This is a genomic window from Streptomyces sp. BoleA5 (assembly GCF_000373665.1).
Taxonomy (GTDB): Bacteria; Actinomycetota; Actinomycetes; order Streptomycetales; family Streptomycetaceae; genus Actinacidiphila.
This window is the reverse complement of the sequence record NZ_KB892129.1, coordinates 1-16,764: the sequence shown is the minus strand read 5'-3', so window position 1 is coordinate 16,764 and position 16,764 is coordinate 1. Positions and strand designations below refer to the sequence as shown.

Below are 16,764 nucleotides of genomic sequence, written 5' to 3'. Positions count from 1 at the left end.
CAGGCAGGGACCGTGACCGTCAGGCCTTGGACCACTTCTGGTTCGGCGTCCCGTAGCACGTCCACAGCTGCAGCGGGGTGCCGCTGGACGTGCCCTTGTCGAGCACGTCGACGCACTTGTTCTTGTTGGTCAGGTCGTTCGAGCTGTTGAGCCTGAACTGCTGGGCCCAGCCGCCGTTGCAGCGGGCCAGCTGTATGACCGCACCGTCGGTGAACGAGGCGCCGGCCAGGTCCATGCACATGTTGAAGGCGCGGATGGTCCCGTCGGAGCGGAAGTCCCACTTCTGCCAGGCGCCGCCGTCGCAGTCCTGGATCTGCAGCCGGGCGCCGTCGCGGCCGGTGCTGTACTTCGCACCGCTGACCGCGATGCAGCGGCCGCTCTGCACGCTGCGGATGCGCACACCGGGCACGGTGGCGGTCTGCTGCGTCTTGGTCGGCGTGGGGTTGCCGGCCGACGAACCCGATCCGGAGCCCGAGGAGCCGCCGGAGGTGGTGGAGCCGCCGGTGGCCGAACCGCCGCCGGAGCCGCCGGAGGCGGAACCGCCGCCGCCAGTGGTCCCGCCTCCGCCGCTTCCGCCCCCGGTACTGCCCGGGTCGCCGCCCACGGCCGGCAGACCGCCGCCGGTGCCGCCCGAGGAACCGCCGTTGCCGGACTGCCCGTGCGAGCCGGTCACGGGAGCGTTGTCCTTGCCCGTGACGGGGGCACTCTTGGCACCGTTCGCGCCGGGCGACGCCGGTACGACGCCGTTCTGCGAGGCGCTGGGCGCGACGGCCGCCACCGGGTCGCCCTTGCCGCCCCCGTCGGGCAGCACATCGATTCGCGCCATCAAGGGCACGACCAGCACCGCGCAGCCGATGACGGCCGAGGTGGTCGCCAATACACTCCACGCCCGCCGGTCCGGCAGCAGCCGCCGGTGCGGCAGGGAGGGGCGTCGGGCGAAGGTGTCCGCGAAGCGGGGCTTCGCCCCGTCGAGAACCTCGGGGTCCCGTGGATCGGGATGGGGAGGCACGTGGTCTCCTGTCGGATCGGGAATCTGCGCGGAAGCGTAGGGCGCGCGTCCGCCCATCGATTTCGGCAAGGTGAACATTAGTTTAAGATTTCACCAAGTATGACAGCGAATGATCGAATATGCGCCAACACTGTGGTCAGAGCATCTCGTTCAGCAGCTTAATCTGTACGCCATGTGTGTGAACGAGCCCGACCGTCGTGAGGGCGGGGCGGACATCCTCGCCGGGCACGACACCGGCGACGCCGACGAACACAGTGCTGTCGCCAGCCTGATCATCGCCGAGCGGGACAGCCTGCGAAGGTTCGTCACCGGCCTGATGGGCCGCGACGTGCATGCCGCGGAGGACGTGCTGCAGGAGACCATGCTGCGCGCCCTGCAGCGCGCAGAACGGCTGGACGTGCATGAGCGGCCGGTCCGCATGTGGCTCTTCCGGGTCGCCCGCAATCTCGTGGTCGACCACCGCCGCCGCGACCGCGCCGTACCCGTCGGCATCACCGCCGCGGACTTCGCGGGCACCGCGCTCGAGCACGCCGGCGACCACGCCGGCCTCGTCGAGGACCGCTCCGTGCTGCTCGCCGCACTGAGCGCCCTGGCCCCGGCGCACCGGGAGGCGGTCGTCCGCGTGCACGTGATGGACCAGACCGGAGCCGACGCCGCCGCCGAACTGGGCGTGCCGCGTGGCACCGTCAAGTCCCGCACCCACCACGGTGTGCGGGCCCTGCGGGCCGAACTCGCCCGCCGAGGCGTGGACGGAGTGGCCGCGTGAACGTTCCCGCAGGCTGGACCCGGCTCATCGGACTCATCGGGCTGCTGATCCTCGTCGTCGTCCTGGCGCACTGGGTCGTCCGCCGCAAGGGCGGCTGGGGCGCACTGCGCCGCCGCGTCGTGCGCGAACTGAAGACGGCCGCCCGCGCCTTCGCCACGCCCGTCCGTACGGAGATGAGGCACCGGCGCGGTCTGCGGGTGCTCGGCCGGCTGCTCCGTGACGCCGCCGGCTGGACGGACGCCGCGACCGCGCTGCGCCGGGCCGCCGCCGCCCGCCCCGACGCGCGGCCGTACGCGGCGCTTCTGGGCACCGACGTCGTCGGCGTCTACGCCGCCCACGGCCACGGCGGGTCCGCGCTGCCCGAGCCGTGGGCCCGGGACGCGGCCGAACCGCGGCTGTGGTGGATCAGCCGCGCCGACCTCGGCTCCGCGGCGGAGACCGGGCACGGCGGCGAGGCGCCGGTACTCGTCTGCCTCGGCAGGTCCGGTACCGACGCGGTGCTGCTCGACCTGACGGCCGTTCCCCCGGCGGTCTCCGTCACCGGTGAACGCCGCACCGCCCGCGCGGTCGTCCAGGCCCTCGCCGCCCAGCTCGACGCCCGGCTCCCCGCGGGCCGCGTCGTGGTCGGCGCAGGGGTGCACCCCCGGCACGACGGCCCCGTCGACGTGTTCGAGCCGGCCGGTGCCGGCTACGCCGTCAGCGCCGAGGCACCCGAACGCAACCGGCCGGCCGGCATGCGCCTGCTCACCCTGGGCGTCGCCCACCACAGCACCCTGATCCTGGAGGCGGACCGGGACGGCCATCTGCGCCTGCACGGCGGCCCGCCCGCCCTCACGGTCGACGCCCTGCCCCTGGCCCGCGTCGTCTCCCGGCTGGTGCACACCCTGCCGCCCGTCCCCGGGGACGACGGGGGCCCCGGCCCCAACCCGCCGAAGACGCTCCACACCCAGTCCGCCGACGACGACCTCGTCGAGACCGGGCTCCCGTCCACCGCCATGGCCGTCTCCGCGACCGCCCCCCGCCCCGAGCCCGCCCCGGCCCCCGCCGCCCCCGGCGCCGCTGAACCCGGCGAAGAGGACGGCGACCTCGCCGAGCCGACCGCATTCGGACCGGCGGGCGTCTCCGCCGCCACCGCACGCTCCTCGTCCTCGTGACGCCCGAACTGGGAAGACCGTGAACCTCACCATCACCACCGTCGACGGCGCGGACGGCGCGCGCCGCGACCACCTCGTAGGGCTGCCCGCACGCACCACCGTCGCGGACCTCTCGGAGGCCGTGGACGGGGCGCGAACCCGCGACCTCTACCTCGACGGCCGCCGGCTCGACCCCGACGCGTCCGTCGCCGCTGCGGGACTGCGCGAAGGCGGCGTCCTGAGCCTGGGCGCCCCCGGCGCGGATCCCGACCGGGTCCGCGTCGGCGCGGAGACCGGCGCCGGACCGGTGCTCGCCGAGGTCCACGTGGTCTCCGGACCGCAGGCCGGGCGCACCTGGCGGCTCGGGTTCGGCAGCCACGAAGCCGGCTCCGGACCGCTCTGCGCGATCCGCCTCGAGGGCGACGGCGTCCCCCAGGGCGGTCTGTGGGTGACGATTGGCGCGGACGGCTCCGCGCACTGGCACCGCACCGGCACCGCGCCCGGCGACGAGGTGCGCGGCCGGGTCGCCGCGCCCCCGCCCGACGACGCGGTCACCGCGCTGCGCCGCACCCGCCCGCACAAGGTCACCACCGAGCGCACCGCCGCCCGGGGACAGCTGGTGCCGTGGCCGCCCGGCGAGGACCTGACCGTCGGCTCCGTCCTGCTGAGGATGAGCGCTCCGGTCGAGGCGGACGCCGCCGTCACCGAGTCCGCGGACGGCTTCGGCATCGACTACAACCGCCCGCCGCGCATCGCCCCGCACCTGGACGGCGAGCGGGTGCGGCTGCCCTCGCCGCCCTCGCCGCCCGCCAAGCGGCCCTTCCCCGCGGCCATGATGATCGCCCCGGTGATCATGGGCTTCTTCATGGTCGCCATCTTCAAGTCGTACTACTTCCTCGCCTTCATCCTGCTCGGCCCGATGATGATGGTCTCCAACTGGGTCACCGGCCGCCGCACGGCCCGCAAGGAGTACGAGGAGGCGGACCGGCAGTACAACCGGCGCCGCACCGTCGTCGAGGACGGTGTCCGCGAGGCCGTCGCCCGGGAGCGCCGGATACGCCAGGTCACCGCCCCCGACCCCGCCGCCGTCGCCCTGATGGCCACCGGGCCGGGCAGCCGGCTGTGGGAGCGGCGCCGCCACGACCCCGACCACCTCGTGCTGCGGCTGGGCACCGCCGACCAGCCCTCGCTGCGCGAACTCGAGGACCCCGCCCGCGACGAGAACCACCGCACCATCCGCTGGAACATCCCCGACGCCCCCATCGGCATGGACCTCACCGGCCACGGCGTGGTGGGCGTGGCCGGCCCCGCCGCCGAGGTGCAGCCGCTCGCCCGCTGGATGGCCGTGCAGGCGGCGGTGCTGCACAGCCCCCGCGACCTGCGGATCGTGCTGCTCACCGATTCCAGCCGCGCCGACGACTGGGCCTGGGTGCGCTGGCTCCCGCACGTGCGGCCCGCCGCGCCCGGCGGTCCGCTCGTCCTGATCGGCAACGACCCCGAGTCGACCGCGGCCCGAGTGTCGGAGCTGGTCGCGCAGATCCAGGTGCGCAAGCGGGCCACGAGCTCCGACCGTAACGGCGTCCTCGTCGGCCCCGACGTCCTGGTGATCGCCGACGGCGCCCGGCGGCTGCGCGACGTGCCCGGCATGGTCCAGGTCCTCACCGAGGGTCCGGCCGCGCGTGTCTTCAGCCTGTGCCTCGACGAGCAGGAGCGGCTGCTGCCCGAGGAGAGCACCGGAGTGGTGCTCGCCGAGGCCGGCCGGCTCACCGTCAAGCGTCCCGGCACGCCCGAGGTCCCGGGGGTCCGCGCGGACCAGGTCACGCCCGAGTGGTGCGAGCAGCTTGCCCGCGCCGTGGCGCCGGTCCGCGACGTCAGCCCCGAGCACGACGCGGGACTCCCGCAGCGCGTGAAGCTGCTGGACCTGCTGAACCAGGAACCGCCCAGCGCCGAGAAGATCCTGGCGGGCTGGCGGTCCCGTCCCGCCGCCACCTCCTTCGTGCTCGGCAGCGGCTTCGAGGGCCCGTTCTCCCTCGACCTCGTCCAGGACGGCCCGCACGGACTGGTCGCCGGTACCACCGGCTCCGGAAAGTCCGAGCTGCTGCAGACCTTCGTGGCCTCACTCGCCACCGCCAACCGGCCCGACGAGCTGACCTTCGTCCTCGTCGACTACAAGGGCGGCAGCGCCTTCAAGGAGTGCGCGAACCTGCCGCACACCCTCGGCATGGTCACCGACCTCGACGCCCACCTGGTCGAGCGCGCCCTGGAGTCGCTGGGCGCCGAGCTGATGCGGCGTGAGCACGTCCTGGCCGCGGCCGACGCCAAGGACCTCCCCGAGTACCAGGCCAAGCGCGCCGCCGACCCCACGCTCGCGCCGCTTCCGCGGCTCCTGCTGGTCATCGACGAGTTCGCCACCCTGGTGCGCGAGGTGCCCGACTTCGTCCCCGGACTCATCAGCATCGCCCAGCGCGGACGGTCGCTCGGCATCCACCTGATCCTGGCCACCCAGCGTCCCGCCGGTGTGGTGACCGGCGACATCCGCGCCAACACCAACCTCCGGATCGCCCTGCGGGTCACCGACCAGTCCGAGAGCCAGGACGTCATCGACGTCAACGACGCCGTCGACATCTCCGCCACCACCCCCGGCCGTGCCCTCGTCCGGCGGGGCCCCAAGTCCGCGGACCCCTTCCAGACCGCGTGGGTGGGCGCCGAGCGCCCGCGCCCGAAGTCCGCCGAGGAGACCGAGGCCGAAAGCGGCGCCCGCAAGCCCGTCGTGGCGTCGGAGCTGTCCTGGGACGCGCTCGGCCGGGCCGCGGCCCCGGCGGCGTCCGAGGTCGTCCTCACCCAGAGCGTCCAGGCGCCCGCCCCCACCGACCTGCAGGTGCTGGTGGACGAGATCCGCGGGGCCGCGGACCAGCTCGAGGACTACACCCCGCAGCCGAGTCCCTGGCTGCCCGCGCTGGAACGCCGGGTCCTGCTCGACGACCTCGACGCGATGAACCCCGTCCGCGAGGGACGCCTGCTCATCCCGTACGCCCTGGAGGACGTGCCGCAGCTGCAGCAGCGCCACGTGGCCGCGGCCGACCTCGGCAGCTTCGGCCACCTGTACGTCATCGGCGCCCCCCGCTCCGGCCGCACCCAGGTGCTGCGCACCCTGGCCGGTTCCGCCGCCCGCCATCAGAGCACCGCCGACGTGCACTTCTACGGCATCGACGCGGCCGGCGGCGGCCTGGCCGCGCTCACCACCCTCCCGCACTGCGGCGCGGTCGTCCCCCGCCACGACACCGAGCGGCTGGAACGGCTGCTGCGCCGCCTCAACCAGGAACTCGTCCACCGCCAGGAGCTGGCGCAGCAGCACAGCGCCACCGGCATCGACGAACTGCGCAAGGTGCTCCCGAAGGCCGAACGCCCCGCGCACATCCTGCTGCTCGTCGACGGCTGGGACGCCCTGTCGGCCATGCTCGACGAGCACGAGTACAGCCACATGTACCAGGACATGGTCCGCCTGGTGCGCGAAGGCGCCGGCGCCGGCATCCACTTCGTCGGCACCTCCGAACGCTCCCTGCTCAGCGGCCGCATGGCTGCGCACAACGACCACCGGCTGCTCCTGCGGCCCGGCGACCGCTCCGACGTCCAGGCCGTCGGCATGAAGCCCGGCAAGCTGCCGGCGGAGATCCCGCCCGGCCGCGGCTGGCACGTCCTGACCGGCACCGAGACCCAGATCGCGCTGCTCGCCCCTGGCGGCGGCACCGAGCAGGTCGAGGCGCTGCGCAAGATCGGGGCCGCGGCGCTCAAGCGCGACGCGCGGGTGCCGCAGGCGCGGCGCCCCTTCACGGTGGCCTCGCTGCCGCGGTCGGCGGAGTTCGCCGACGTCTACGACAAGGTGCCCGCCGGGCAGCGGCGGCCCCTGTGGGGCCTGCTGGGCATCGGCGGCGACGGGGGAGAGCCGGTCGGCGTGGACTTCGCGGGCGCGTCCGCGGTGTTCGGCGTCATCGGCCCCACCGGGTCCGGACGCAGCAACACGCTGGCCTCGCTGGCGGTCTCGCTGCTCGCCGGGGGAACCTCACTGGTCGTCCTCACCCCGCGTGAGTCCCCGCTGCGCGGACTCAGCCGGCACACCACGGTCCGCGTCATCACCGACACCGAACCGACCGAGGAGGCGGTGCGCTCCGCGCTCGCCGCGCTGCCCGGCCCGCGGGTGGTGATGGTCGACGACGCCGACCTGCTGGCGATGTCCGGCGCGGACAAGCTCCTCAAGGAGATCACGGTCTCCGGCCGCGACCAGGGCCTCGGCCTCGTCTACGCCGCGACCGCCGACGGCGTCCAGGGCGGCATGAGCGGCTGGATGTCCAGCGCCCGCAAGGCCCGCCGCGGCCTGCTGCTCGGCCCGAAGAGCACCACCGAGGGCGACCTGATCGGCGTGCGGCTGCCGCACGCCGTCACCCGGGTGGCACCCCACGCGGGCCGCGGCTGGACCGCGGGACCGGGCAACGAGGTGATGGCGCTCCAGGTGCCGCTGACCTCGCTCCGCACCGAGTGACGCCCGTGCCGTGGCCCGCACCGCGGTGCGGGCCACGGCACGGGCCCCGCACACCACGAAGGGCCGGGCGGGAGACGACTCCCGCCCGGCCCTTCGCGCGCGTCCCCTACTTCTTGTTGAAGTTGTTCGCGACCTGGGTGTCGAAGTCCTCGGCGCCCTTGGCGATCGAGGTGAACGCCTCACCGAAGTTCTCCAGGCCGTGGATGGCCTGGGTGAGGCTTCCCGTGAACTGCTCGTAGGCGTCACGGATGGCCGGGCTGGCCTGGGGCAGCACCAGCTCGTCGTTGAGCATGCTCTCGACCTGGCCCTTCAGGCTCCCGAGCCGGGTCATCCACTCCTGGCAGGTGGCCGCGTGAGTCGCCGCCCGCTGCCGGACGTCCTCGGGAACGATGTGAATCGCAGGCATTGCGTCGCCTTTCTGTTCTGATGACCGGCCTGGGGGGGTGGTGTCCCCGATCAGGCGATCTTGGGGTTGGTGCCGCCGTGGGTACCCGGACTCTGCGGATGAGTGTCCGGGTTGTTGGGGTTCTTCGGGTCGTCGGGGCCGCCGCCCGGCTTGTCGCCGCCGGACCACGTCCACTCCGGCGCCTTCCCGTCGGCGCCCTTGGGGCCGCGGGTGTACTCGGTGTGGCTGCCGTCGCTGCCGGTGACGGTCATGGAGCCGCTGCCGTCGCCGTTGATGTTGGCCACCGTGTGCGAGGTGCTGCCGTCGGGATACGTGGTGTCCGTCGTGTAGCTCGGACCGTTGTAGTTGGTGGTGGAGGTGTACTCGCTGCCGTCGTACTTGACGGTGGTCACTTCCTTGATGACGTGGCCGTCCTTGTCGACCTCCACGTGGGAGTCGATCGAACCGTTCGGCGTGTCGACGTGGAAGTCGGGCGGTGTGTCACCGGGGTTCGTGGCGGAGCAGAAGTCCGGCAGTTTGCCGGGCCCCTCGCACTCCTTGAGGTGGCTCTGCTTGTAGTCCCACAGGTCCTTCTGCTGCCGCCAGTTCTGAACGTGCAGATTGGCGCTCATCACACCCATCTCGGCGCCCAGCTCGCGGTCGAACTCGCGGAACGCCTCGCCCACGCCGCCGAAGGCGCCGGCCAGCTCCTTCAGGCCCTTGTCGGCGCGTTTCATGGTGCCGCTCGCGTTGGTGTGGAAGAGCGACATCGCACTGGCGACGCCCTCGTGTCCGAGGATCGCCTCCGCCTCACCGCTGCCCGAGCCGAGGCGGCCGAAGACGCCCTTGTTGATGAGCGGGTCGATCTCGCCCGCCAGGGCTTCCAGGTCGCGCTTGGCCGCGTTGAGGACGTCGTAGTCGATTTTGATCTCGGGCACGGGGGACCTCCGGTCGGTCCTTGGAGAATCCGGTCACCACGACCACGCACCACGGCCTCCGCCGGTTCACCGCCGCGCGCGGGTTTGACCCACGTCACATGAACCGCAGGAGTGTGCCGCGCGTGGTCCTCGTGGAGAGCTCCGCCGTGCTCCTCCGCACCGAACTGGGAGGGATCCCTCACATGCCTCGCCCGAGCGACTGGAACGTTCTCGGCCTCCACGGGGATCCGACCCCCGGAGACCCGGTCCAGATCCGTCTGCTGGTCGATGACCTGGTCAAGATCGGCACGCAGGCGAGGTCCATCGCGCAGGCCATCGACCAGGTGATGAACACGGCGGACAGCAGTGTCTTCGCGGGGAAGACCGCCGACGCGTTGCGGGGCAAGGTCGACGAGAGGCTGCGCAACCACATCCACGACGTGGCCGACTCCTTCTGGGAGGTCTCCCAGAACCTCAGTGCCTGGGCGAACCACATCGAGGATGCCCAGCGCCAGGCCGACGGCGCCCTGTCGGCCGCACGCGGCCTGGCGAAGGACGACCCGCAGATCGAGGTCCACCGGCAGACCGCCCAGAACGCGGACACGCATCTCGCCGACGTGGGCAACACCATCGCGAACGCGATCAGAAACGCCTCCGACATCCGGCTGCCGATCTCGGACTGCCAGGTCTTCTGGGAGATGTTCCAGATCCTGGCGATCATCCTCATCGTCCCGGCGCTGATCTTCGGCGGCCCGGTCGCCCTGCTCGCCCTCGGCGTCAACATGACGCTGTTCGTGAAGGCGGCCATCGACTTCGCCCGCGGAGACATCGGTTTCCTCGACCTGTTCCTCGCCGGCCTCGGCATCATCGCCCCCACCACGAAGGCACTGCCGATCTTCGCCATCGGCGGCCTCCTCAAGTCCGGCTTCAAGGCCGTCCTCCAGTGGGGACGCAACGGCTTCCTGTCCCTGAAGGACCTGGTCAACGGGTTCCGGTTCGCCACCGTCTTCACCGGCCTGAGGGACGTCGCGCGGATCAGCCTGAGCTGGGTGCGCCAGGGCGGACTGTGGGTCATGCAGAACTTCCACAACGTGCCCGCCCTCGCCGGCTCGGTGTTCGTCAAGGGCGGGCTCGTCGTCGTGCAGGGCGTCCGCGCCATCCCCGTGGTCGTGCGCGGGTGGGGGTCGGCGGTGAGGGCCGGCGCCCCCGGGGCGTGGCAGAACTTCCGGATCTTCGCGCAGGAGACCTGGAGCAGCCAGATGGCCGGCGGCAAGTGGACGCGCCTGATCCTGCCCGTGACGCACACCGACGTCGCGGAGTACGGGCTGAAGGGCGCCCTGCGCATGGGCTTCTGGGACCGCGGCGTCATGGGCCGCGGCGTGTGGGACCTGCCGGTGGGCGGCACGATCGCGCACACCGCGAGCGCCGTGCCGATGGGCCCGCACGGCGCGACCCCGCACCTGGACCTCGGGCACACCAACATCAACATGGCCCGCATGGACCTGGAGAACGTGCGCTTCGGCAACTTCGCCGACACCCACACCTCCGTCCGCCCGTCCTCCTTCTCCGTGGCGCCCGTCAGCACCGTCGACCTGACGGGGCTGCGGGTCGGCACGGTCAACCCCGTCGCGGTGCACGGTGCGAACGCCGTCTTCGACAACTCGACGGCGGGCTTCCGGGCAGTGCGCCACATGGACGACGTGGTCGACATCGCCGGCACACAGATGAGCCGGATGAGGATCGACGCCATGGACGTGGCGCCCGGCCAGATGAGCGGGGGACTCGGGGTGAGCGCGGCGGCCCCGGGCGGCCATGTGACGCACTCCTCCGGCCTGTACGTGCCCGGCTCCGCCGGGACCCCGGTCGTGCACGAAGGCGTGGACGTCGCCGCCCTCGTCGCCAAGGGCAACGGGGGCAACCTGCTCGCGCAGGGCCCGACGGGCGTCCTGACGGCACCGCCCGGCGGGACCGGCGCGGTGCACACCGCACTCACCGGAGTGCCCGCTCCCGCCCCCGGCGCCACAGGGCTCCACGACCTGCTCGCCGCCCCCGGCGCCCCGGGCGCGGGGACGGGCGTCGCGCACACCGCGCTGACCGGCGTCCCGGCGCCGCCGAGCGGAGCCGGGGTGCACGACCTGCTCGCGGCTCCGGGCGGAACGGGCGGCGCCCACGGCCCCCTCACCGGGGTCCCCGGGCACCAGAGCGGCACCGGCGCCGCCGGAGGCTCGGCGTTCGACCTGCTGTCGGGCGGCGCCAAGGGGACGCCGAACAACCCGGTGCCCACGCACATCGGGGCCGACCTCGGCGACAACGTCGCAGGGGCCGCGCGCGCCAACCAGGCCCATCTGACCCTCGACGAGATCGTGCGGCCCGCCGGCAGCGGCCGTCCCGGCTCCGTGGCCACCGACGCCGTGCCCGGTTCCACCCCCCACGGCACGCCCGCTCCCGGCGTGCCCAAGGGCGGCGTGCACGGCACACCGCCCAAGGACGCGGCCCGCTCCGCGCTCGACCTCCTCGACGACGGCCGCGGCGTCCGCCCCGTCGACGGCCCCGCCTTCGCCGGCGCTCCCGGGACGGGGAAGGCCGTGGACGCCGACACGGGTCACGCCTTCGCCGGCGCGCCCGCGCGCGGCACCGACGACGTGGTCGCCACCCCGGGCACGCACGGCAAGGCGCCCGTCACCGGCGACGGACACGTCGCCGTGCCGCTGCGCCAGGACCCCGCCCCGGCACCGGCGACCGGGTCGGGCGGCGGGCACGTGCACTCGCACCAGGCGGAACTGTTCCACGAGGTCAACCTGAAGCTGGGCAAGATGGGATCCGGCGCGGTGACGGTGGAGACCGTCACCGCCGCACGCCAGGTGCTGGAGGACCTCCGCGGCGCGGCCTTCACCAAGGTCGACATCCGGGCCCAGGCCGACCAGTTGGCCGTGCACCTCGCAGGCCCGGAACGCGGGCACCTCCCCGGTGGCGTCAGGGACACCGACCTCACGCACGACGCGCCCACCAGCCCCGGGCCCGGCGGGCACCACGCACCGCCCGTCCCGCCGCGGCCGCCGCGGCCCGAGAGCGGCCTGCTCGACGGGCTCGACGACGTGGACCTGGACGCCACCGGGGCACCGCTGGGTTCGCGCTTCGACTTCGACGACGACTCGGTGCCGGGCACCCCGGTCAGCGAGCACGGGACGGAGGACCTGGACGGCTTCTCGGAGTTCGTCGACCTGATCCGCCCGCTGCGTCAGCACGTGGAACGGGCCATCGACAACCCCGCGGCGAACATCGAAGTGGCCCTCGTGGCCAGCCCCGGAGGCCGTACCTGGCGCGAGTTCTCCGACGACGTCGGCCACGCCATGGTTGCCGTGATGCTGCCGGGCGAGCGCAAGCCGCTCACGATCGGCTTCTACCCGGAGGAAGGACACCTCTTCGGCAACCCGGGTGCCATCGTCAACGACGCCGAATACCTCGTCTCCGGGCACGTCCGCGTACTGGGCACCTACCGGATCACGGCGGCGCAGCTGTTCGACGGGTACCGGTACGCGATGGCCAACTCCGGTGCCGTGTACGACCTGTTCCGCTACAACTGCGTGCGCTTCGCGGAAGGCTTCGTGTCCGCCGCGCTCGGCAAGTCCGTCGCGGACCTGTGGGTGGCGGCCCCGTACCGTCTCGTCGACACGATGCTGCGCCGCGACGGCGCCTGGCACTGGGCGGACGGCACGTCGCCCGTGGCCAAGCTGACCGCCGACGACACGATCCGGTACCAGGACGCCTTCGGGGAGGTGGAGGACTGGCGGCGTGTCGACCCCGACGGGGTCCAAGGCGCCACCGACCAGGCGAAGACCTTCGTGCTCTTCGACCACCAGCGTCCCCTGATCGACGGCAACGTCGCGACGGTTCCGCAGAAGGAACGTCTCGCGATCCTCGGCCAGTTCGAGAAGATGATCACCCACACCATCCTCAACTCTGGTGACGACGCGGGACGCCAGCTGTCGCGTCAGCTGGGCGAGACGTACGGCACGCTCCGACCGGGGCTGTCCGATCTGCCGGGCCCCTCGGTGACGGTGCCCGCCGCCGACGGCTCGCTCTCCGGGATCGGGAGGGGCTCCGTGGACAGCGTGCCGGAGCCGGTGCCGAGTCCCGTCGGGTCGGCCGCGGGGGACTCCGCCGGCCACCTGCCGCCGTCCTCGGTGCACTACCCGTCCGACGTGCAGCACATGTTCGGCGAGATCGACGACATGCTGCAGGACATGGGTCTCTTCCGGACTTCGCTCGACGACCTGCCCTCCGGTCCCCCCTCACCCGTGCACCCGGGGACCGGAGGGGGCGACGTCCACGTCGGCACCGGCGGGGACGACGTCGCACGGTTCATGGACGACACTCGGCCGGTGCGGCAGCACCTGGAGCACGCGATCGCCGACCCCGCGGCCGACATCCGGCTGGTCCTGGGGACCGACGGTTCGACGGGCGCCCGTTCGCTGACGGTCTTGCTGCCGGGCCGGGACGCGCCGGTCCCCCTGGGCCCGGGTGCGCCGGGCGAGCTCGGTGCCGTCCGCGGGACCGCCGACGGGGCCCCGGCGGGCGGGACGCACGTCCTGGAGGAGCACCGGATCACGGCGGCACAGCTGGAGAACGCCTATCTGTACGCGGCCCGGAACCTGCCGCTGTGGCACACCGACGCGGGCCGGTTCACCGACGGGTTCATGAACGCGGTGCTCGACGCGCGGCCGGCGGTGCCCGATGGCTCGGCCGGCAGAGCGGTGCGCGACGTGACGGCCGATGTCACGGACGCGCCGCCCGTGGTGGGGGACAGGGGCAAGGGCAAGCCGCCCGGCGGCACCCTGGACACCACCGGCACCGGATCGGACCACGGCGGCGTGCGCGGGAACTTCGCGGACGACCTGTCGGAGATCGACGCGTCGGCCGCCATCACCGACGCCCGCCGCGAGCTGATCAACGCCCGGACGATCCGCGACGACCTGCAGACGCGCTACGTGGACGGCGTCGGCACCTCCGCCGAGGTCGACGGCGTCCGCTATCTCGAGTCGTGGCAGCAGGTCAGGCAGGCCGACGCCGCACTGGCCCAGGCCGAGGCCCACTGGAACGACCTGACCGGCGGAGCACCGCTCCCCGAGGTGCAGTCCTACACCGGCCACGGCCTCGGCGGCGGCGCGCCGCGCCTTCCGGACGGTCTGCGTTCGCTGCTGCACCTCAAGGGCCGGGGCGACGCGGTGCCCCCGGCTCCCGAGGGCATCGTGCAGTCCGTCGACCACGTCCCGTCCGCGACCCACGTCGTCACCCCGCTGGAGGGCGGGAAGTTCAGCCACGCCCTGGTGCCCAGCGGCCAGGACCTGACGGTGGCCCACTGGCTGAGCGAGCCCCAGTCGGCCCACGGCTGGCCCAAGGGCCAGGGCAGGGAGGCCTACGAGGGCGATCTCCACGCCCACCAGGAAATCCTGACCGAGGGGCTGGCGCGCGCGGAGCACGACGACGCGCTGAAGTCGGTGCTGCTGCAGCAGCAGAAGTCGTTCGACGAGAACACGCGGCTGTTCCAGGCCCTCGAAGGCCGTACGGAACTGCGCGACCTGCGCATGCCGCAGCTCGCCGCCATCGTCATGGCCGAACGGCGCGCCCTGCGCACGCTGGCGGCGGACACGGACCTGCTGACCACGAAGCTGCGCAGCGGTGAGTGGGACTGGGCCAAGGGCTACCGGCTCGACGGGGCGGACGCCGGTGAGCTCATCACGAAGGTCCACAAGCACCTGCAGGACGAGCTGTCGCTCACGGTGAACCTCAAGCTCGGCAACCAACTGCCGGGCGGCGGCACGCTGCTGGACGCGATGACCGCGGACCAGCAACTGCTCCGCAACGCATGGGAGATCGACAACGCCGGCGCCGGGTACTACGTCACGCGCGGCAACACGGAAGAGGCCCTCGGCCTGCCGGCGTCCGTGAAGCGGACCACGGACGCCTCGGGGATCTACCCGGGCCAGGGCGGCAAGGCGTTCGCCCCGACCGCGGCCGACCTCGCGGACCTCCCGAACTACGCCGCCCTCACCTCCAAGTACCGGCCCAGCGGCGTGAAGATGTACGGGCAGGCGGTCTTCCACCTCAAGCCCAACCTGATGGAACGGGCCACGTTCACACCTGCGGACAGCTTCGGCCAGGGCTTGGAGGGCGCCCTGAGCGTCACCGGGCGTGGCAATATGCTGCCGCTGCTCAACCACGGCCCCGAGGTGCTGGTCCGGCTCGCCTTCGCCGAGGCGACCGACTTCCAGTACGACAGTGCGTTCCGCGGCCTGCGCGATGCGGGGAAGCTCGAGGGGAAGCTCAACAGGTACTTCGAGGCCCAGCTCCACGGTGGCGTGAAGTGGGACGACCTCGACCGCGTCGTGCTCGTGAACGACGGCTTCAACCCGGCTGGGCTGCAGGCGCAGAAGCTGCAGCTGGAGCAGTTCGCCAAGGACAAGGGGCTCTCGTTCACGGTCGAGGTCCACAACGCGCGACCGGGCGCCGCGACCTCCGCCCCCGGAGTGCACCCCGCGCCCCCGGCGCCCCCCGGATCCGGTGGCGCCCACCCGGGCGGTACCGGTGGTCCCGGGCCCTCGCCGGCCCACGCGCCCGGGCCGGTGAGCGGCCACCCGGGCGGTCCCGGCATGCCGCCCGCACCCGGCGGGAGCAAGTCCCTCGGCGCGGCCGACGAAGTGCACGACAACTACGAGGACCTGCGCTTCACGGCTTCGCTCCTCGACGAGAGCGGTGCGCCCAGGGCGGACCTCTTCACCGGAACGGACTTGCGCGTCGAGCGGTCCGCCGACGCCTCGTTCGTCTCCCCGGCGGCACCGTCCGCCTCTGCCGGCTCCGTGAAGCTGACCGATGACCAGATCCTGAACGTCGTCGTCGGCACGGGCGGCCGCAACGGTGACGAGCGCCGTACGCTCGGCGGTTTCGAGTTCGGCGCGGGCACCCGCAGCAACGACGGCAAGAACCTCGTGTCACGGCCGATCGTGGTCAAGGTCGTGGACGGCGGGACGGAAGCGGAGGTGGCCGTCCACCTGAACGTCATGCTGAGCTCGGGCAACGAGGCCGACGTGACGGTGGCGGGCGGGAAGCTGGCGAACACGACGGAAGTCACGATCACCGGGAGCAAGTACCACCTCACCGCGCGACCGCACACCGACCAGAACCTGATCGACCTGCACGGCCCGTCCAGCGACACCGCGTCGAAGTCCATCCACGTGGGGCCGAGCAACGCCAAGTCCGGCTGGAACAGCCGGCCGGGCAACACCAGGAACCTCGCACAGGCCCTCGGCGTCTCGGAACAGAAGCTCATCGAGGCACTCGACAACCGGTTCCCGCCGAGCGGACTGGTCGATACGATCCACCGGTTCCAGGACGACGTGGAGCGCGCCGTCGTCCACGGCTCCGGCGCGGAGGACGTGCGGGTCCACTTCCAGGGCGACAAGTCGTTCCCCGTCCGAGGCGACGCCAATGGTGTGTCGCCCAGGGGCGTTTCCGTGCCTGGCGGTGTGGTGGACGACGTCTTGCATGGTTCGGTTCCGGGTGCGGGGCGGGTGGATCTGACGTTGGATCCCGGTTGGGATGCGGCGCGTGGTGCGGCGGTGCCGGACACGGTGAAGCATTCGTGGGTGGATCCGGTGTCGACGCCGCGGGGTGGTGGTGCGCATGCGCCGCGGTATGAGGTGCGTGCGGGTTATGACGTGCGCCGGTTCGAGTTGGGGGACCGTTCGGTCACTGATCTGACGGTGAGGGTGCGGCTTGCCGACGAGGGCCTGGCGCCGTCCGAGGTGGACGCGTTGTGGGATCGTGCGGTGTCGGGTGTGGAGCGGGTCTTCAACCGTCCTGGTGCGGTGCTACGCGATGAGAGCGTTCTGCACGTCACGCTGGAGCGGGTCGCGGGGGATGCCTCCAACGCTCATCTGAATGTGAGGGTGGGTCGTGCGCAGGGGGCGATGAACCAGCATCAGTGGCGGGTCGATGCCTCGGAGCAGGATCTGGCGCA

At 72.7% G+C, this 16,764-nt stretch carries 6 protein-coding genes and 1 pseudogene; 4 read left to right on the top strand and 3 right to left on the bottom strand.

The annotated features are described in order from the left end of the window. Nucleotides 1-19: 19 nt before the first annotated feature. Nucleotides 20-1,009 (bottom strand): RICIN domain-containing protein, encoded by a 990-nt coding sequence (locus tag B085_RS48935; RefSeq protein WP_018562803.1) that lies wholly within the window; start codon nt 1,007-1,009, stop codon nt 20-22. Between the two features lie 178 nt (nt 1,010-1,187). On the opposite strand from B085_RS48935, the gene B085_RS0132590 reads away from it, so the two are divergent. From B085_RS0132590 to B085_RS0132580, 3 genes are read left to right on the top strand one after another with little or no spacing between them, the layout of a single operon-like run. Next, complete coding sequence (locus B085_RS0132590) at nt 1,188-1,775, top strand: sigma-70 family RNA polymerase sigma factor (protein WP_018562802.1); 588 nt, start codon at nt 1,188-1,190, stop codon at nt 1,773-1,775. Further along, on the top strand, nt 1,772-2,929 hold the full coding sequence (locus B085_RS46000; RefSeq protein ID WP_018562801.1) for a hypothetical protein: 1,158 nt from the start codon (nt 1,772-1,774) through the stop codon (nt 2,927-2,929). The genes B085_RS0132590 and B085_RS46000 overlap by 4 nt, the downstream gene beginning before the upstream one ends. A gap of 19 nt (nt 2,930-2,948) precedes the next feature. Beyond that, nucleotides 2,949-7,445, top strand: a complete 4,497-nt coding sequence (locus tag B085_RS0132580) for an FtsK/SpoIIIE domain-containing protein (RefSeq protein ID WP_018562800.1) — start codon at nt 2,949-2,951, stop codon at nt 7,443-7,445. 106 nt (nt 7,446-7,551) lie between these two features. Here the strand turns inward: B085_RS0132580 and B085_RS44510 are convergent, their stop codons facing one another. Together B085_RS44510 and B085_RS0132570 are read right to left on the bottom strand one after the other, a co-directional pair. Continuing rightward, nucleotides 7,552-7,851 carry a hypothetical protein gene (locus tag B085_RS44510; protein WP_158689870.1) on the bottom strand — a complete coding sequence of 100 codons (300 nt, stop codon included), beginning with the start codon at nt 7,849-7,851 and terminating at the stop codon, nt 7,552-7,554. 50 nt (nt 7,852-7,901) lie between these two features. Then, the gene (locus tag B085_RS0132570; RefSeq protein WP_026251687.1) at nt 7,902-8,768 is read right to left on the bottom strand and encodes a hypothetical protein; all 867 of its coding nucleotides are present in this window, start codon (nt 8,766-8,768) and stop codon (nt 7,902-7,904) included. A gap of 182 nt (nt 8,769-8,950) precedes the next feature. Here B085_RS0132570 and B085_RS49720 point away from each other — a divergent pair. Then, nucleotides 8,951-16,764, top strand: a pseudogene (locus B085_RS49720) (hypothetical protein); the annotation flags it as partial.